Raw genomic sequence first — 18,758 nt, 5'->3', positions numbered from 1 at the left:
ACACCGGCGGGCCTTTCGCTATGGTGCCTCAGCACGCACACGTGAGGCGAAGGAAACGAGATAATTGTTCTGGCGTCGTAACAAGCTACGCAGTAAGCAGGAAGGGGAGCGCGTGTCGCAAGACAGCTGGCTCATCGTAGGGCTCGGAAACCCGGGCCCCAAGTACGAGGCGACCAGGCACAACGTGGGGCAGATGGCCCTCGATGTGCTGGCTAGCCGGATGGGCGCAAAGTTCGCCCCGCACGGCAAGACGGGCTCTCGAACTGCTGAGGGTTGGCTGCGGCCGGGCGGCCCAAAACTGATTCTCGCCAAATCAAACGGCTACATGAACACGTCGGGCGGCCCCGTATCTGCGCTGTGTAAGTACTTTGGCGTTGGCCCCGATCACGTCATCGTCGTGCACGATGAACTCGACCTGCCGTTTAATGCGCTGAAGCTGAAACAGGGTGGCGGCCACGGCGGCCACAACGGTCTGCGCGACATCGCGAAAGCGCTCGACACCCCCCAATTCTTGCGTGTGCGCGTGGGGGTGGGGCGCCCGCCCGGACGCCAGGATCCGGCCGATTTCGTGCTCGCACCCTTCTCGGGGGCCGAACGCAAGGATCTGCCCGTGCTGCTCGAAGACGCGGCAGACGCCTGCGAAGCGCTCGTCGAAGACGGGCTGCTCGCCGCGCAGCAGCGCTTTCACGGTCGGGCAGCGCAGTGAGTTTGCGCGGTCTCGACGGCCTCCTCGAGAGCTCGGCATCGTTTGCGCGCGCCCTTGACACGGCGGCGCGCAACGCCGAGTTTTCTGCGAGCGAGGGCATGCGTGCGCCCCTCATCGCGGGCCTCATGCGTCGCCGTCGCGCAAGCGGCGACACGGGCGCCCTGCTCGTGATCGCGGCGACGAGCCGCGAAGCCGATGCGCTGCGCCACGCGCTCGGCTCGGTCATGCCAGAGGCAGTGACGTGCGAGTTCACGGCCTGGGAGACGCTGCCGCACGAGCGGCTGAGCCCCAGCCCAGAGACGGTGGGTCGGCGCGCGAAGGCGCTGCGCACGATCCGTGAGCACGACGGCCAGACGCCGCTCATTGTCGTCGCATCGGTGCGGGCGGCGCTGCAGCCCGTGTCACCCCAGGTCGCCTATGCCGCCCCGCTCGTCTTGCGAGCGGGCGAGGTGCCGCAGCTTGAATCCGGATCCGGCCCCGCGGCCATCGCTCGGGCACTGATCGAGCGCGCATACACGCGCGTCGATATGGTGACCAGGCGCGGCGAGTTTGCGGTGCGCGGTGGCATTCTCGACGTGTTTCCCCCCGAGGCATCGCAGGCATCGCGCGTCGATTTCTTCGGCGACGAGGTAGACCAAATTCGCCGTTTTGCGGTGTCTGATCAGCGCAGCGCCGGCGAGCCTGTCGACGCGATCGAGCTGTGGCCGGCACGTGAGCTGCTGCTCACGGATGAGGTTCGCGCGCGGGCCAGCGAGCTACTGCCGAAGTATCCGGCTCTCGGTGGCATGCTCGAGAAGCTCGGTGAGGGCATCGCGGTCGAGGGGATGGAGAGCCTGATTCCGCAGCTGGTGCCCGGTTTGCAGCCGCTTACGGCGCTCATGCCGCCGGGCGGCGCGGTGCTCGTGGCATCGCCCGAACGCGTTGCCGGGCGTGCCGTGAGCCTCGCCGAGACGAACCGTGAGTTTCTTGAGGCCGCGTGGTACGCGGCGACGGCGGGCGCCGATGCACCGCTGCCCACGGGCGACAGCGGCATGCTCACGATCACCGAGCTGCAAGATGCTTCGCCGGATCGCCCGTGGTGGACGGTCTCGAGTTTTGTGCACGACGAGGGGGCGGGGCTGCCCGAAGAAGACACATTTAGCGTGCGCACGATCACGGTCGCGGGCGGCGCATTTCCTAAGAGTCAAGTTGACAGTGATCCGACGGGTGCCGCGCTACGCGTCATCAGCGAGAGGCTGAAAGCGGGTTGGGGTGCGATCATTACCGCTCAGGGCACCGGTCTTGTCGAGCGCGCGCGTGATCTACTCGCCGAGGCAGGAGCAGCGGCGCGCCTGGTCGAGGACCTGCCGGCGACGTCGGCTGAGCTTGAAGCCGGGGTGATCTACCTCACGGTGGGTCATGCACCAGCCGGGTTTGAAAGCGCCGAGGCGAAACTCATCGTCGCCACTGAGTCTGAGTTTTTTGGACGCGCGGTCAGTGCGCAGGCGGCCAGCGGTCAGAAGCTCGCCCGTCGCCGAGGCAAGAACGTCGTCGACCCGCTGAAGCTCGTCGCCGGTGATTTCGTGGTGCACGAGACTCACGGCATCGGGCGCTTCGTCGAACTGACGCAGCGCATGGTGCCCACGGGCATCGGCCGCGACGCGACGAAAGCTCTGCGCGAGTACCTGGTGCTCGAGTACGCCTCGACGAAGCGTGGCATGCCCCGCGACAAACTCTACGTGCCCACCGATCAGCTCGACCAGCTCTCGCGTTACGTCGGTGGTGAAGCGCCCGCCCTGTCCAAGATGGGCGGTAACGATTGGGCAAACGCAAAAAAGAAGGCGCGCAAGGCGGTGCGCGACATCGCCGTTGAGCTGGTAAAACTGTATTCGGCCCGTGTCGCGTCGAAGGGGCATGCTTTCTCGCCAGACACCCCGTGGCAGCACGAGCTTGAAGAAGCGTTCGCGTACGCCGAGACCGTTGATCAGCTCACCACGATCGACGAGGTGAAGCGCGACATGGAGCGGCAGGTGCCCATGGATCGGTTGGTCGCGGGCGACGTCGGCTTTGGTAAGACCGAGGTGGCGGTGCGGGCAGCGTTTAAGGCTATTCAAGACGGCAAACAAGTTGCGATGCTCGTGCCCACCACGCTACTTGTCACTCAGCACCTCGAAACGTTCCAAGCGCGTTTTGCCGGGTTCCCTGTCAATGTGCGACCGCTCAGCCGGTTTCAGACCGACAAAGAATCGCGCGAGACGATCGAGGGTCTTGCGGCCGGCACCGTCGACATGGTGATTGGTACGCACCGTCTGCTCTCTGAGAGCGTCTTATACAAGGACGTGGGACTTGTCATTATCGACGAGGAGCAGCGGTTTGGTGTTGAACACAAAGACGCGTTGAAGAAGCTCAAAACGAACGTCGACATTCTGGCGATGAGTGCGACGCCGATTCCGCGTACGCTTGAAATGGCGGTCACCGGTATTCGAGAGATGTCGACGCTTGCGACGGCGCCAGAAGACCGGCACCCGATTCTCACGTTTGTGGGGCCACGCAGCGACCGGCAGATCGCCGCGGCGATCAGGCGCGAGATGCTGCGCGAGGGCCAGGTGTTCTTCGTGCACAACCGCGTGAGCTCGATTAGCCGTGTCGCGGCACAGATTGCAGAATTGGTGCCCGATGCACGCGTGGCAGTCGCGCACGGCAAGCTCGGTGAGCACCAGCTCGAACAGGTGGTGCAAGACTTTTGGGAGCGCAAGTACGATGTGCTCGTTTCGACGACCATCATCGAGACGGGCCTCGACATCGCGAACGCGAACACGATCATCATCGACGCCGCAGACAAGTACGGTCTGAGTCAGCTACACCAGCTGCGCGGGCGTGTGGGGCGTAGCCGCGAGCGCGCCTACGCCTACTTTCTGTACGACCCCGAGAAGCCGCTCACCGAGCACGCACACGAGCGGCTCGACACCCTGGCGACCAACAACGAACTCGGCTCGGGTATGCAGGTGGCGCTCAAGGACCTCGAACTTCGCGGGGCGGGTAACCTGCTCGGCGGCGAACAGTCGGGGCACATCGCAGGCGTCGGGTTCGACCTGTACCTGCGCATGATCGGCGAGGCGGTCAACACGTTTAAGGGTGAGGAACAGACGGGGCCGGTTGAACTGGTGCTCGAGTTGCCGGTCGACGCGCACATTCCCGAGGAATATGTCGAGAGTGAGCGGTTGCGCCTTGAGGCGTACCAGAAGTTCTCGGCGGCTTCGCACCCGCAAGCGCCCGAAGACCACGTGGCGCTCGTGCTCGAGGAGCTGAAGGACCGCTACGGTGCGCCTCCCGTCGAGGTTGAACGTCTTGCGGCTGTGTCGCGGTTGCGGCGGCGGGCAGCGCGACTCGGCCTCGCGAAGGTTGTCGCGGCTGGCACCGTGCTGCGAATTGAACCGGTGCAGCTGGCAGACTCCAGGCGCATGCGCATGAAGCGCATGTTCCCCGGTGCGACCTACGCTGAGGCGACGCAGACGCTCAAGGTGCCGCTGCCGGGGGGCACGGCGTCGTCGCGTAGTCCGCTTGCGGGCGTCGGCCAAAAATTGGTGGGCGACGAGGGCGATATTGCGGCTTGGACGGGCCGAGTGTTCGCGACGCTGCTCGAAGAAGACGTGTAGCGGCACGAACGGCCACCCAAAGGACGAGCACCCACGATAAATACGTACTTATCGTGGGTGCTCGTCCTTTCAACACCGTCTCTTCAGCGCCTATGAGCGATTTCTCGTCAGCGCATGTGGGCGCTAGAAGAGTACCTAGCGTGTGCCCGGTGGGCGCCGCATCTCGTCTAGAGGGTGCAGAGCTCCTGCAGCTTGGCGCTCGACTTCTCAAGCTTCGAAGAGATCGCCTCGAGCTCGCCGCTCTTCGCCTCGAGCTCTGCAGAGATTTCTTCGAAATCTGCCATTGCTTCGGGATCGCTGTAATCGAAATCGGTCATGTCGGGCATCTTGAAGTCTTTGAACACGTCGCGTACTTCGCCGAAGTCTGCGGTGATGTCCTTGAGCGCCTGCGAGACCTCGGCGTTGTTCACCTGCTTTTCTGCCTTGACGAGGGCGTCGTTGACGCCTGAGAATAGCTCGCCGAAGTCGCCTTCGCCGGTCATCGCTTCAGTCATGGCAGATTGCATGTCGCTCTGCGCTTCTGACACGGTCTCTTCTGCGATCTTGCAAGCTTCTGCTACGCTCTGGCCGCCCGAGCAAGCCGAGAGGGTGAAAGCGAGGGCCGCAGCGCAAAGAACGCCTGCGAACTTGGTGGTGGTCTTGCCAACTGACATGGGTAAGAGGACTCCTTGCGCGCGTGTAACCGCGCTGTCTGAGATCTGGGTGTGCGTATCAAGGCTAACAGCCCGGGTACCGGCTAGTGTTTTTGTATGGCGACTGAACATCGAAGTACAGACCGACCACACGACTCACAGCAGTGCGCGAAGCACGGCTCTGGCCAGCAAACATCAGACCCGCTGCGTGCTCTGCGCGACACTGTGCGCACGATGGTATCGCCGGGTGGCTGCGCCTGGCACGAAGCGCAAACGCACGAGACCCTGACGCCCTACCTGGTCGAAGAGACCGCTGAGCTTATCGACGCGATCGAGCGTGGCCTCCCCGCCCACGAAGTGCGTTCCGAGCTGGGCGACGTGCTCTACCAAGTGTTTTTTCACGCCGCAATCGCGGAGCGTGACGGCGAAGGGTACGACCTCGATTCGGTCGCGACGGCCCTGAACGAGAAACTCATCGCCCGCCACCCCCACGTGTTTGGCGACCGCGGGTATATGTCGCTCGACGAGCTCGAGGCCGAGTGGGAGCGCCTCAAAGAAGATGCGGCCGGTGAAGCGCGAGGCTCACGCAGCCCCCTCGAGGGGGTGCCGGCCGGTATGCCCTCGCTCGCGCGCGCCGCGAAGGTCGTGGAACGCCTCAAGCGGGCGCGTCTGATCGATCCGAGTGCACTCGAAGGGCACCACGAAGACCCGTTCATGGCCGTAATCGGCCCCGATGAGCTTCGGCTTGCTGAGCTTGGCATTGGCGACGCCATGCTCGCGCTCGTGACGCGGGCGAACGCGGCGGGCGTCGATCCGGATCGCGCGCTTCGTCTTGCCGTCGACCGAATGGCGGCTCGGGCCGCTCACGAGTAGCACCGGGCGTGCCGAGACTGCTGGGTGGCTCTGTACAAACGGCGGGAGTCAGCCAGTGGTTCGTGGCGAATTGAGGCGGGAAGGTTGACTCATTAGCGCGGGTGTGACACGTGTATGCGCGCGAAATATCGGCCTCCTGGCCGGTTTGCCAAAGGAAAAATGCGTCTCCTACACTCGCTATTTGGCTACACCAATCGCGTAAATCACTCAGGGGTGAGCGTGTCTTGCCCGCGTGCACGGTGGCCGTCAATACTAAGGAGACACACGATTTCGTTTCACACCTCGACAGTGAAATTCAGCACGAGAGTAGTCGCGACTGCCGTCTGCGTGGGGCTCATGGCAACGGGGGCAGCCACGTCAGCCGCGCACGCCACCCCCAGCTTGCCCCAGACAGTCGCAGGCATCGCATCGGGACAAGGAGGCGCCGCCGTAGCGCCCGTCTTTGATGAGCCAGACAAATCCTTTGCCGTGTATGTTGGCAAGAATCTAACCGAGGACGGGTACCCGATGCTCGGCGGATTCGGCCACGAGCCCTCGAGCCACTGGGTCGAGGTCGTACCAGCCCAGGAACACCCCGAGGGGGCCGAGATCACCGTGGGGGCGACGGCCGAAGCCGACATGCCCGGGCAGCTGAGCACCATACCCCAGGTGCCGCACACGTATCGCTACATCACCTCGAACTATTCAGAGTTCACGGGACTGCCTGCACCCTTGACTAATGGCGGACTCAACGAAAAGAACGTGGCAGCGCGCGACGTATGGTCGAACTCGCGCGCCGAGCTCCTCGAGATGACGCCCCAAGATCAGTCGGGCCCGCAGTACTCCGATCTGTCGCGCATCGCGATGGAGCGCGCGGGCAGCGCCAGGGAGGCCGTGGAGATCCTCGGCGAACTGATCGATGAATACGGCTATACAACCTACGGCGGAAATTCCCACCTGTTCGCAGATGAAAATGAGGGCTGGGTATTCATCGAGTACGCGGGTGGCCAGGGGCTGTGGGCGGCGGAACGCCTCGGGGCAGACGAAGTGCGCGTATCGTACCCGGGATACATTCACGAGTTTCCTGTGGCCGCGGTCTCGGGCAACGACCCCGATTACTTAGGCTCAGCGAATCTGGTCTCGTTTGCGCAACAGCAGGGATGGTACGACCCGAGCACAGACGCGAGCTTTAACCTGCAAACTGTTTACCAAGAGCCATTTCCCACCGAAGCCTTCGACATCGGAGACGTGGCCGACGCGCATGACCCGGCGCCATACCGGCACCCCGTATCGCTGGAGGCGGAGTTCGCGCAGCTCGCTCCCGCGAAGCTCGAGGACGTCATGCGGATCGTGCGCGACCCGCGCTGGTCAGATGATCGATCAGGTTACGGTCACGTGGCGCAGTTACGCGACGATCTGCCCGACCCGTCGCTCACTACGTTGTGGGTTGCTCCGACGGCCGCAGCGACCGCGCCCTACATTCCCATTTCGATCGGCACGACCGAACTGCCGATCGAACTGAGCCAACACCGATACCTCACGGCTGGGGCATCAGCGACCTATCTTGATCCAGCGTTTGCCGAACAAGAGGCCACCGAGTACGCGACCCAAACATTCAAGCGCCTCATGTATGCGACCTGTGCGCGGCCTGACCAGTACCTGAGTGAGGTCACTAGGGCGCTCGAGGGCTACGATGCGCAGTCCATTGCACGATGGGATGAGGCGCTCGCCGCAGCCCAGCGTGAAGTCGAGGCAGGCCGCGACCCCGCAGGCGCACTCACAGATGAAACGTTCGTGCGTGCACTTGACGGCTTGCGACTCGGCAACTTTCTGCTGAGCAGCGTGTTGGAACGCTCATTCGCTGCGGGCGGCATTGCAGAACCTGAGGTCGAGCGAATCGAAGGTGAGACCGCTTCTGCACGGTCACTGCCGATGGATCTGCGCAGCAGTGCGTCGTCAAGGGATCGCATGAACTGCGATGTGGGCGGCGGCTGGCCTGAGGGCTCCACGCTAGAGCGTGCGGGGACATACGGGGATCCTGCGGACGTGCCCGACTTTAGTGCGGTCGCCTTGCCGGGGCGCCCTGCGAGTGACGGAGGGGCACTGCCCGTGTGGGCATGGACTGCGGGCGGGGTAGCTGCGGGAGCCATCCTCACAGCTGCAGCGGCATACTTACTGCGCCGGCGCTCCTAGTCTGCGAAGCCCCTAGCTCCGCCGTCGAGATCGCAGCACCTCTGCCAGCATGCACATCGCTGCGGCGACGAGCGCAAAGCCGCCCCACGCGATCACCGCATGCCCAGCACCAGCGCTTGAGCCCGTACGAGCGAGCGCTGGTGCGGGGGTGGAAGTAGCACCGTTCGTGCCGTCGGACTGGGAGGCGGGTGGGGGAGTCTTCCCCTGGTCAGTCTCTTCCCGTCCGTCATCGTCGCCGTCGGCAACGCCATCTTCTTCATCGCCCGGTGCGGTACCCACCTGAGAGCGGCCTAGACCGGGGGAGGCCACCACATCACGGGCCGCGAAGTAATCGAGCGTGATCTGAGTGTCGGTGAATGCCAGTTCGGTAAGCTCTGCACCCTCCCCAAACACGGTGAAGCCGTCGCCGCCAGCTGCGAGAAACGCGTTCGTAACGACGGTGTAGGTGACGGCAGGTGCGACGTCCACGCCGTTGAGCTTCATCGAGGTGATGCGCGAGCCCGCGGGGGCATCAGAAATATAGGTGTATCTGAGGGCGTCTGAAATGCCCAAGTGACGTTTCACCTCGGTGCCGTTTTGATCATTCGACCACTGCTGTTCGAGCATCTGCTTCAGCTGAGCGCCCGTGAGCTTCACGCTCGCCATCATGTTGGCAAAGGGCTGCACGTTTGCGACGTCGCGGTAGGTGACTGTGCCGGGGTGCGGCAGGGTGGCCGCATCGAATATGAGGTCTTCACGCATGCTCCCCGGATTAACGACCCCCAGGTCTGCGCCGGGCAGTGACGCAAGCGTAATGTCTGCCAGCAGATTGCCCAGCGCTGATTCGACCGAGCGGTCGCTGCCCGGGGGAGTGCCGCCGCGCACAATGTCACCGGCAATGCGGCCGACGGGTCTGTTGCCCAGCACCTCGGCCGTAGCGATGGCGGAGTCAACGATGGCCGACACTGTGGGGTCGGCTCCATAGCTGGGTACGCCGCCCGCGCTCAGCGGCAGGAGGTCGCTCGTGGCCCCGGTGAACACAGGGGTTACGCCTGTGACGTCAAAGCGCAGCTCGATCTGACCGAGGGCGCTCCCGTAATTGCCCGTTTGAATGACCGGGCGCCCAGCCACCGTACAGTTGTACTGCAGGTGGGAGTGGCCAGACACGATCGCGTCGACGAGGGGTGACGCTTCGCGCGCAAGGTCGCCAAACGTCGACGCTTCGGTCGCATTCACCACGCAGTTCTCACTAGCAAAGCCGTCGTGCGTTAATAGCACGGTCGCGTCGACAAGGTCGTCGATGTCTGCTGCGACGCGGTTGACAGTGTCGAGTTGCGAGCGAAACTCGAGCCCCGCGATGAGGGCAGGGTTTACCGCGATCGCCGTGTGCTCGGTCACCGTGCCAATGAGTCCGATCTTGATGCCTCCGCGTTCAATGATCGTGTACTCGCCGAGCACCGGAACACCGGTAGCGCGGTCATACACGTTCGCTCCGAGGGTGAGCGCAGGGTCCCCGTACCTCGGCATCACACGATCGCGCAGGTCAGCAAAGCCGCGATCAAACTCGTGGTTACCCACGGCTGAGGCCGCAAGCCCCGCCGCGAGCAGCGCATCAATCGTTGGTTCATCCTGCGCGATCGCCGAAGTAAACGTCGAAGCCCCAATGTTGTCGCCCGCCGCCACCAACACGGTGTTGGGGTTGTCTGCGGTGAGCTGCGTCACCGCCCCCGCGAGAACCGCGGCCCCCGCCGGGCCGCGGTCATTCGCCGCGGGAGCGGCCTCGATTCGGCCGTGAAAATCGTTGATCGCCAGCAACTGCACGGTCGCCGCCCCCGCGGGGTACGCGCCGCCGGTGGGCGGGGCAGGCGTCTCTAACGGGGCAGCTGCCGCGGGCGTCGCCGCTATGAGGCCGTCGACAGGGCTCCCGGCCACGCAGACCAGTGTGACCAACGCAGCGGCGAGCAGTGCACCGTAAACCTTTTTCGTGCGAGGCCGGCCCTGGCCGCGACGCATCGGAAAACTTGCGCGCGCAAGCGCCAAATCGTGTACACCGTCCATTCGGCCAGTGTAGTGGTTCGACGAAAGAGCGGCGATAGGCTGAATGAGCAGCCCGGCACGGGCACCGTGACACCGAAGGGGACGCCGCATGGCAAACGACAGCACCGCGCACGCAGATCGCACCGCGCACACCGAACAAAGCGTACGCGCGCACGTAACAGACAACTTCACCGCCACCATCGCAGACCTCGAACGGCTCGTACGCATTCCGTCGGTCTCGTGGCCCGCCTTCAACCACGAACACCTGCAACGCAGCGCCCAAGACATCGCGGGCATGCTGCGCGAGATCGGCATCTTCGACGAGGTCGATATTCGCCGCGCGCCGCTCGACGTACAGCCCGAGGGCGCTACCGAAGTGCAGTACGGCCAGCCCGCCGTCGTCGCACGACGCGAACCACGTAACGGCCGCTCCACCGTGCTGCTGTACGCCCACCACGATGTCCAGCCCCCCGGCAAGGATGAAGACTGGGTGAGCCCAGCGTTCGAACCCACCGAACGTAACGGCAGGCTGTACGGCCGCGGCGCCGCCGACGACAAAGCGGGCGTCATGGCCCACGTCGGTGCGATCCGGGCGCTCGCCGCAGCGGCCGAAGCCGAGGGGCGCGAGCTCGACCTGGGCATCGCTTTGTTCATTGAGGGAGAAGAAGAGTGGGCGTCTGGCTCGTTCGGCAGCTTCCTTCGTGAAAACCGTGAACTCCTCAAGGCTGACGCCATCATTGTCGCCGACTCGGGTAACTGGGACGAAGAGACGCCGGCGCTCACAATCGCGTTGCGCGGTGCGGTCGCGTTTAACCTGAGCGTCGAGACGCTCGGCCACGCCTCACACTCGGGCATGTTTGGGGGCGCGGTGCCCGACGCGATGCTCGCAACGGTGCGCCTGCTTGACACCCTGTGGGACGCTGACGGCGCGGTCGCGGTCGCGGGGCTCGGCTCGGCTGAGATCAAGGCGCCTCCCTACGATGAGGCCAGGCTGCGTGAAGAGTCGGCGCTGCTGCCCGGTGTCAGCACGATCGGCCGCGGCGAGATTCTGTCGCGCATTTGGGCGCAGCCTGCAATCTCAATCACGGGCATCGACGCGCCGAGCATCGCGAACGCCTCGAACACGCTGATTCCCGCCACGCGCGTACGTATCAGCGCGCGGATTGCGCCCGGTCAGGATCCGGTGGCCGCGTACGAGGCGATCAAGCAGCACCTCGAGGCGAGGGCACCGTTTGGCGCGAAGCTCACCTTCGAAGACCCGGGCCTCGGCCAGGCGTTCCTCGTTGACACGAGCGGCCCGGCGGTCGCCGAGGTGCGCCGGGCCATGGCCGACGCGTGGGAGAAGGCGCCAGTCGACATGGGTGCGGGCGGGTCGATCCCGTTCATTGCCGAGCTTGTGAACGAGTTTCCCGAGGCCGAGATTCTCGTCACCGGCGTCGAAGATCCAGACGGCCGCGCCCACAGCCCCAACGAGTCGCTGCACATCGAGGCATTTCGCAAGTCGGTGCTCACCGAGGCGCTGTTCCTCGCGCGGCTCGACGCGCGAGAGGGCTAGCTTCTTGCGAGCGGCGCAGGGCGCGTAGGCCGCAATTGAACGGCGGGGCCGGATCAATGATCCGGCCCCGCCGTTTGCTTCGCCGCCGAGAATTGCGCCGCCAGGAACTGCGTTTAGTTCAGGCTAGCTCTTTTGCTGCGCACGCAGCAGGTCGCGAATCTCAGTAAGCAGTTCTTGCTCGCTGGGGCCGGTGGCCACCTCTTCGGGTTCGGTCTTGCGCATCCGGTTCATAGGCACGACGAACACAAAGTAGACGACGGCCGCGACGATCACAAAGTTGAGCAAGGCCCCGAGCACCGCGCCAAGCTCGATCGCGCCGCCGCCGGGCAGCGGGATCATGAGTGCCGTGTCGAGCGAGTCGGCCTTGAACACCATGCCAATGATGGGGGTGATGAGCGAGGTGACGACCCGATCAACGACAGCGTTGAACGCTGCGCCAATGACGACCGCGACCGCGAGGTCGACGACGTTGCCGCGCAGCAAAAACTCCTTGAATCCCTTGAGCATGTGATCTCCCAGCTGTTTTCGTAGTGTGTGTGCCGCCGCCCCGCGCGTGTTTACGCGAGTGCGTTGTTGCACACGATAGCGCGCGGGCAGCGGTGCGGGCGTGATGAAACGCGAGAAAATCGTGCCTTGGTGTTACATGAACGCCTGGCAGCGCGGCTAATGGCAGAATGAGTCATGTTGTCCCGATTCTCGGGGAGCGATCCAAAGGAGCACAGGTGAAGTACTTTTCCACCCGCGGCGGCATGACGCCCGCATCGTACGGCGAGATTCTCCTCGAGGGGCTTGCCACCGACGGCGGACTCGTGGTTCCTGAAACCGTTCCCACGGTTTCCGCCGCGCAGATCGAGGCGTGGCGGGGGCTCAGCTACCCAGAGCTCGCCACCGAGGTGCTCGGCCTCTACGCCACGGACATCGCACGCGCAGATCTCGCGCGCATGTGTGAGGCCGCTTATAGCGCCGAGAACTTCGTGCACGAGGCGGTCGTGCCCGTGACTCACCTCGAGGGTGACATCTCGCTCGTTGGGCTTTCAGAGGGGCCCACCCTCGCGTTCAAAGATATGGCGATGCAGTTTCTTGGGCAGGCGCTCGAGCACGTGCTCGCGGGCGCAGACCGCGCCCTCAACATTGTCGGCGCCACCTCGGGTGACACCGGCTCGGCCGCAGAGTACGCCCTGCGGGGCAAAGCTGGCATTTCAGTGTTCATGCTGTCGCCGCAGGGCCGCATGAGCGACTTTCAGCGGGCGCAGATGTACTCGCTCACCGATGCGAACATTCACAACATTGCCGTCGAGGGCGTGTTTGACGACTGCCAGAACCTGGTGAAGGCACTTTCGGGTGACCTTGAGTTTAAGCGCGAGCACGATCTCGGCACGGTCAACTCGATCAACCTGGGCCGTATTTCAGCGCAGATGGTCTACTACTTCTGGGCGTGGCTGCGCGCCACCGATCAGGTCGCAGAGGCTGATCGCGGGGCGTACATGGTGTCGTTCACTGTGCCCTCGGGCAACTTCGGCAACATCTTGTCGGGGCACATGGCACGCGCGATGGGGCTGCCCATTCGTAAGCTGGTGCTGGCCGCGAACGAGAACAACGTACTCGACGACTTCTTCCGCACCGGCGTGTACGCACCGCGCGCTGCCGCCGACACCTACCTCACTTCGAGCCCCTCGATGGACATTTCAAAGGCGTCGAACCTCGAACGCTTCATCTTCGACCTGCTGGGCCGAGACCCCGAGCGGCTCGCCGCCGCGTGGCGCGAACTCGACGAGACCGGCCGCATCGACCTCACGGCCGAACTGCCTCGCTTCGTGGCAGAGTTCGGTTTCGCAAGTGGCACGTCGACTCACGCCGACCGCGTCGCGACGATCCGCTCGGTGTACGAGACGACCGGCACGCTCATCGACCCGCACACCGCCGACGGCGTGAAGGTGGCGCGCGAGCATGTCGAGGCGGGCGTGCCGATGCTCGTGCTTGAAACCGCGAAGCCCGAGAAGTTTCCCGAGATCGTGTTCGAGGCGACCGGCGAGCGCATCGGTATTCCCGCGCACTTGGACGGGCTGCTCGAACTGCCGCAGCACGTCACCGAGATGGGCAACGACGAAGAGGCGCTGCGCGAGTTCGTCGCGCAGCGTGCCACCAAGCGCTAACCGATAGACGCTCGGGCACCGCGCTGCCTGTGCCAGGCCCTGAAAACCGGCGAAAGGTCACCATGTTCTTCCGAAGAAATGATGCTGAAACCGCACGCCAGCTCGCGCGGCTCGAAGCGGCCGCGGGCGTTGCACCGGCGGGCGAAGATCGATCCGGATCGACGCCCGCCGCCGGGCCTGCCGGGTCTGCCGGGCCTGCGCGCGGGGCGTGGGGCGACACGTTCGGCATGCTCGCCACGCGCTCGCTGCAGATCATCATCGTGCTGGCGCTCACCGCCGGCGTGATCGTGGGGCTCAGGTCACTCACGACCGTCGTGATTCCCATCTTGCTCGCGCTCATTTTCGCGAGCACGTTTACGCCCGTGATGGGGTGGCTGCGTGCGAGAAACGTGCCGTCGCTGCTCGCAACGATCTCGGTGCTGTTCGCGATCATGCTGATCCTCACCGGGATCGGCTGGCTGATCGTGTGGGCCGTTCGTGACCAGTGGGATGACCTGTCTAAGCAGGCGCAAGAGGGCTTCGACCAGGTGGTTGCCTGGGGGCATGAGCTGCCATTTTGGCCCACCCCCGAGCAGCTCAAAGACTGGCAAGACAGCATTACTGGTTTCTTGACGAGCTCGCAGTTTGGCTCGGGGGCGCTCGCAGGCGTAGGGGCCGTGACCAGTTTTGTAACCGGGCTTGTGCTGCTGGTGGTCGTGCTATTTTTCTTCTTGAAAGACGGGCCGCAGATCTGGCGCTTCTTGCTGCGCCCGTTTCAGGGGGAGGCGCTAGGTCGAGCCGAGCGTGCGGGGGCCAAAACCGTGCAGACGCTGGGCTCCTATGTACGCGGCACCGCGGCTGTCGCGGCCGTCGACGCGATCGGCATCGGCATCGGCCTTGCCATCTTGCAGGTGCCGCTCGCGCTGCCGCTGTCGGTGCTCGTGTTTGTGCTCGCGTTTATTCCGATTGTGGGAGCGACCCTCGCCGGCACGCTCGCGGCGCTTGTCGCGCTCGTGGCCAACGGCCCGATTAGTGCAATCGTGGTGGTGGGCGTCGTAGTTCTCGTGAACCAGCTTGAGGGAAACTTCTTGCAGCCGGTGCTCATGGGGCGCGCGCTCAAATTGCACTCCCTGGTGATCTTGCTCGCGTTGACGATTGGCACGGTGCTCAGCGGCATCTTGGGGGCCGTGCTGTCGGTGCCGATTGCTGCCGTAGCGTGGGGCATTATCAAAGTGTGGGACGGGCCAGACACGCCTGCTCGCCCGTTTCGGCCGCAGCCCAGCGAAGAATGATTGATGGCGGGCGGCGGGGTTCGGGCCGACACTCCCGGGGTTCGGGGTGCGATTTGCTGGTCGCCCCCGGGGTGTGTAAAGTTATGACCTGTTGCCGGTGATGCGAAAAAGCACAGCGGTAATGCGTTCGGCCCCATCGTATAGCGGCCTAGTACGCCGCCCTCTCACGGCGGTAACGCGGGTTCGAATCCCGCTGGGGTCACCGAACACGAAAGCCTCACCCTCGGGTGAGGCTTTCGTCGTATCTGTGGAAGTGTGCACGGCCGTGTGTCAAGAGGTGTGCACGGTTGTGTATCAAAACGACGAGACGGTGCGATAAGTATGCGTTTTTCGTGCCGATTCGTCATTTTGATACAGTCTCGTGCTTGCTGCGGCGCAGAGTGACGCGCGAAGTGACACGCGGAGCGTGCGCCCCAGTTTTTTGTACGGCGGCAGAGTGTGTCAAAATATGTCTTGTTGCAAACGTGAAGTAATTCACTGCAGCACAGCGTTTGGCCCCATCGTATAGCGGCCTAGTACGCCGCCCTCTCACGGCGGTAACGCGGGTTCGAATCCCGCTGGGGTCACCAAACGCGAAAGCCTCACCCTCGGGTGAGGCTTTCGTTCTTTCTGGGGTGTTATTGCGCGCGGCCCGCCTGGGCCCCGTGCGGGTCTGCAGCGAGGCGTACGAGCAGTAAGCTGGGGGAGTCTAGTTTCAGCACGAAGAGGAGCGCTCAGTGGCCCGCACGATTAAACTCGCAGTCATTCCCGGCGATGGGATCGGTGTCGAGGTCACCGAGCAAGCAAACCGCGTGCTTGACGCCGTGCTTGCTGGCGGTGAGGTCGCTCTCGAACGCACCGAGTTCAAACTCGGGGCAGAGCGATTCCTCGCAACCTGCGACACTCTGCCGGCCGAAGAGCAGCAGGCGATTGCCCAGCACGACGCAATCCTGTTCGGCGCCGTCGGCGGTGTGCCAGGCGATGAGCGCTTGAAGCACGCCAACATCGAGCGCGGCTTGCTGCTCAAGCTGCGCTTCGACTTCGACCAGTACGCCAACGTGCGCCCCTGCACACTCTTCCCGGGTGTCGCTTCGACCCTCGCCGAGCCCGGTGACGTCGACTTCGTCGTCGTGCGCGAGGGCACCGAAGGCCCGTACGCGGGCAACGGGGGCACGCTGCGTGGCGGCACCCCACACGAGGTCGCGACCGAAGTGTCAGTGAACACCGCCTTTGGTGTCGAACGCATCGTGCGCTACGCCTTCGACATGGCGGCGAAGCGCCCGCGCAAGAAGCTCACCTGGGTGCACAAGACCAACGTGCTCGTGCACGCGGGTGCCACCTGGCAGCGGGTTGTAGGCATGGTCGCCGCACAGTACCCCGATATCGCCGTCGACTACATGCACGTCGACGCCGCCACGATTCACATGGTGCAAAACCCGGCCCAGTTTGATGTGATCGTGACAGACAATCTCTTTGGTGACATCCTCACCGACCTTGCCGGCGCCATCGGCGGCGGCATCGGTATCGCGGCCTCGGGCAACATCAACCCCGACGGCGCGTTTCCGAGCATGTTCGAGCCGGTACATGGCTCGGCGCCCGACATTGCCGGGCAGCAAAAAGCCGACCCGACCGCAGCGATCCTGTCGGCGGCCATCATGCTCGATCACCTCGAGCTGCCCGCAGAAGCCGAGCGCGTACGCGCCGCTGTGCGCGCAGACCTCGCCTCCCGCGGCACCGCCGCTCGGGGCACGAGCGAGATCGGCGATGCCGTGATCGCCGCGTTGCCCGTGCGCGCTGCCTAGCTCAACTGAAAACTTTGTAGGAACCCACACATGACGACACTCAGCTTTTCTCACACTCCCGCGACACCCCGGCCTGCCGCCGAGCGTGAAGCTCTCTTGCAGGACCCTGGATTCGGCGACGTGTTCACCGATCACATGGTCTCGATCGAGTGGACAAAGGACGCGGGCTGGCAGAACCCGCAGGTTTTGCCCTACGGCCCCATCTCGATGGACCCGGCCTCGTCGGTGCTGCACTACGGTCAAGAAATCTTTGAAGGCCTCAAGGCATACCGCCGCCCGGACGGATCAATCGTCACCTTCCGTCCGCGCGCCAACGCCGAGCGCCTCAACGCCTCAGCGGTACGCCTCGCGCTCCCCGAGATCCCAGAAGACCTGTTCGTGCAGGCTGTTCATGAGCTCGTCACGATTGACGCGGACTGGGTACCCGGCGGCCACGACCAGAGCCTCTACCTGCGGCCGTTCATGATCGCAGACGAGAGCTTCCTGGGCGTACGAGCTGCCCAACGCGCACGGTTCATGGTGATCGCCAGCCCCGCTGGCCCCTACTTTGCGGGCGGCGTGAAGCCTGTCTCGATCTGGCTTTCGCAGACCCTGGCACGCGCGGGCCGCGGCGGCACGGGCGCAGCGAAGTGCGGCGGTAACTACGCAGCCTCGCTCGCCCCGCAGAACGAGGCAACCGCCAACGGTTGCCAGCAGGTACTGTTCACCGACTCGGCGACCGTCGACACGATCGACGAGCTGGGCGGCATGAACCTGTTCCTGGTGCGGGCCGACGGTTCGATTCTCACTCCCGCACTCAATGGCAACATCCTCGACGGCATCACCCGTCGCAGCCTGATCCAGCTGGCGCGCGATCGCGGGCACGCGGTCGAAGAACGAGACGTTACGGTCAGTGAGTGGCGCGATGGGGTCAAGAACGGCACGATCACCGAGGCGTTCGCGTGCGGCACCGCCGCCGTGATCACCCCGATCGGTCAGTTGAAGGCGAAGGACTTCACCATCGACTTCGGTGACGGCGCCCCGGGAGCTCTCACGATGAGCCTGCGCGAAGAACTCACGGGCATTCAGTTTGGCACCCACGAAGACCGGCACGGCTGGCTCGACGTGATCGTGCCGGCAAAGGCATAAGCGTAAGGGGCAAGTATGAAGATCGCACGCTACCTGCACGAGGGTGAGATTTCGTTCGGCATCGTTGACCGTGCCGAAAACGGCGACGGGGTCGAACTGGTCGAGCTGCACGGCGACCCGATCGTGGCGGGCTACGACACCACCGGGCGCCGCGTGCCGCTCGGCGAGGTGCGGCTGCTCGCCCCCGTGATTCCGCGCTCCAAGGTGGTGTGCGTGGGCAAAAACTACGCCGACCATATTGCCGAGATGCGTGAGGTCACGGGCGGCGAGGCAACGCCCGAACCGTTGCTGTTTCTGAAGCCCAACACGTCGGTGATTGGGCCTGACGAGACGATCGTGCGGCCCGCGATCTCAGACCGCGTCGAACACGAGGGTGAACTTGCGCTCGTGATCGGCGCGGTCGCCAAAGACGTGTCAGAAGAAGACGCACTGAAGTACGTCTTCGGGTTCACCTGCGCCAATGACGTGAGCGCCCGTGACCTGCAAATCAAAGATGGCCAGTGGACCCGCGGCAAGGGGTTTGATACGTTCTGCCCGCTCGGGCCCGTCATCGAAACTGATCCGGATCTCGCCGACGCCCGTATCGTCACGCGCGTCAACGGCGAGGTGCGGCAAGACGGCCGCACGTCACAGCTGATCCATTCGCTCGCAAAGATTGTCGCCTACGCTTCGCAGGCTTTCACGCTACTGCCGGGTGACGTGATCTTGACGGGCACACCCGCGGGGGTCGGGCTACTCGAAGCGGGTGACACTGTCGAAGTAGAAATCGACGGTATCGGTACGCTGCGCAACACAGTTCGCTAGAGTTCACAGTGGCGGCCAGGAGGCCGCCGCGC

At 64.3% G+C, this 18,758-nt stretch carries 13 protein-coding genes and 2 tRNA genes; 12 read left to right on the top strand and 3 right to left on the bottom strand.

The annotated features are described in order from the left end of the window. The first annotated feature begins 112 nt into the window (after nucleotides 1–112). Together pth and mfd are read left to right on the top strand one after the other, a co-directional pair. Entirely contained in the window at nucleotides 113–706 is a 594-nt protein-coding gene (gene pth / locus ACXR2W_RS13205) for an aminoacyl-tRNA hydrolase (protein ID WP_458816630.1), read from the top strand. After that, nucleotides 703–4,341, top strand: coding sequence for a transcription-repair coupling factor (mfd, locus tag ACXR2W_RS13200; RefSeq protein ID WP_458816628.1), 3,639 nt, complete (start codon nucleotides 703–705; stop codon nucleotides 4,339–4,341). The genes pth and mfd overlap by 4 nt, the downstream gene beginning before the upstream one ends. 167 nt (nucleotides 4,342–4,508) lie before the next feature. Here mfd and ACXR2W_RS13195 read toward each other — a convergent pair whose 3' ends face one another. After that, complete coding sequence (locus ACXR2W_RS13195; protein WP_458816626.1) at nucleotides 4,509–4,994, bottom strand: hypothetical protein; 486 nt, start codon at nucleotides 4,992–4,994, stop codon at nucleotides 4,509–4,511. 96 nt (nucleotides 4,995–5,090) lie between these two features. Here ACXR2W_RS13195 and ACXR2W_RS13190 point away from each other — a divergent pair, with 96 nt between their 5' ends. Next, on the top strand, nucleotides 5,091–5,846 hold the full coding sequence (locus ACXR2W_RS13190) for a MazG nucleotide pyrophosphohydrolase domain-containing protein (RefSeq protein WP_458816624.1): 756 nt from the start codon (nucleotides 5,091–5,093) through the stop codon (nucleotides 5,844–5,846). Between the two features lie 336 nt (nucleotides 5,847–6,182). Next, nucleotides 6,183–8,018 (top strand): C69 family dipeptidase, encoded by a 1,836-nt coding sequence (locus ACXR2W_RS13185; RefSeq protein ID WP_458816622.1) that lies wholly within the window; start codon nucleotides 6,183–6,185, stop codon nucleotides 8,016–8,018. A 12-nt stretch (nucleotides 8,019–8,030) separates the two neighbouring features. Here ACXR2W_RS13185 and ACXR2W_RS13180 read toward each other — a convergent pair whose 3' ends face one another. Next, complete coding sequence (locus tag ACXR2W_RS13180) at nucleotides 8,031–10,055, bottom strand: bifunctional metallophosphatase/5'-nucleotidase (protein ID WP_458816620.1); 2,025 nt, start codon at nucleotides 10,053–10,055, stop codon at nucleotides 8,031–8,033. Between the two features lie 88 nt (nucleotides 10,056–10,143). On the opposite strand from ACXR2W_RS13180, the gene ACXR2W_RS13175 reads away from it, so the two are divergent. Next, nucleotides 10,144–11,589 (top strand): dipeptidase, encoded by a 1,446-nt coding sequence (locus ACXR2W_RS13175; RefSeq protein WP_458816618.1) that lies wholly within the window; start codon nucleotides 10,144–10,146, stop codon nucleotides 11,587–11,589. 123 nt (nucleotides 11,590–11,712) lie between these two features. On the opposite strand, the gene mscL is transcribed toward ACXR2W_RS13175, so the two are convergent. After that, entirely contained in the window at nucleotides 11,713–12,096 is a 384-nt protein-coding gene (gene mscL / locus ACXR2W_RS13170) for a large conductance mechanosensitive channel protein MscL (RefSeq protein WP_458816616.1), read from the bottom strand. Nucleotides 12,097–12,311: 215 nt separating this feature from the next. Here mscL and thrC point away from each other — a divergent pair, with 215 nt between their 5' ends. From thrC to ACXR2W_RS13135, 7 genes are all read left to right on the top strand, one after another. Further along, nucleotides 12,312–13,742: a threonine synthase gene (gene thrC / locus ACXR2W_RS13165; RefSeq protein ID WP_458816614.1), complete on the top strand. Its 1,431-nt coding sequence runs from the start codon at nucleotides 12,312–12,314 to the stop codon at nucleotides 13,740–13,742. A gap of 62 nt (nucleotides 13,743–13,804) precedes the next feature. Then, entirely contained in the window at nucleotides 13,805–15,013 is a 1,209-nt protein-coding gene (locus tag ACXR2W_RS13160) for an AI-2E family transporter (RefSeq protein ID WP_458816612.1), read from the top strand. Nucleotides 15,014–15,142: 129 nt separating this feature from the next. Next, nucleotides 15,143–15,215, top strand: a tRNA-Glu gene (locus tag ACXR2W_RS13155). A gap of 291 nt (nucleotides 15,216–15,506) precedes the next feature. Continuing rightward, nucleotides 15,507–15,582: transfer RNA gene (locus ACXR2W_RS13150), tRNA-Glu, on the top strand. 147 nt (nucleotides 15,583–15,729) lie between these two features. After that, nucleotides 15,730–16,794, top strand: a complete 1,065-nt coding sequence (locus ACXR2W_RS13145) for a 3-isopropylmalate dehydrogenase (protein ID WP_458816610.1) — start codon at nucleotides 15,730–15,732, stop codon at nucleotides 16,792–16,794. 30 nt (nucleotides 16,795–16,824) lie between these two features. Continuing rightward, nucleotides 16,825–17,922, top strand: coding sequence for a branched-chain amino acid aminotransferase (locus ACXR2W_RS13140; RefSeq protein ID WP_458816608.1), 1,098 nt, complete (start codon nucleotides 16,825–16,827; stop codon nucleotides 17,920–17,922). Nucleotides 17,923–17,937: 15 nt separating this feature from the next. Next, a complete protein-coding gene (locus ACXR2W_RS13135) occupies nucleotides 17,938–18,726 on the top strand; it encodes a fumarylacetoacetate hydrolase family protein (protein ID WP_458816606.1) in 789 nt (262 codons plus the stop codon). Nucleotides 18,727–18,758 lie beyond the last annotated feature (32 nt).

It is taken from the genome of Leucobacter faecis, assembly GCF_054456695.2.
This window is presented reverse-complemented; position numbering and strand designations above follow the sequence as displayed.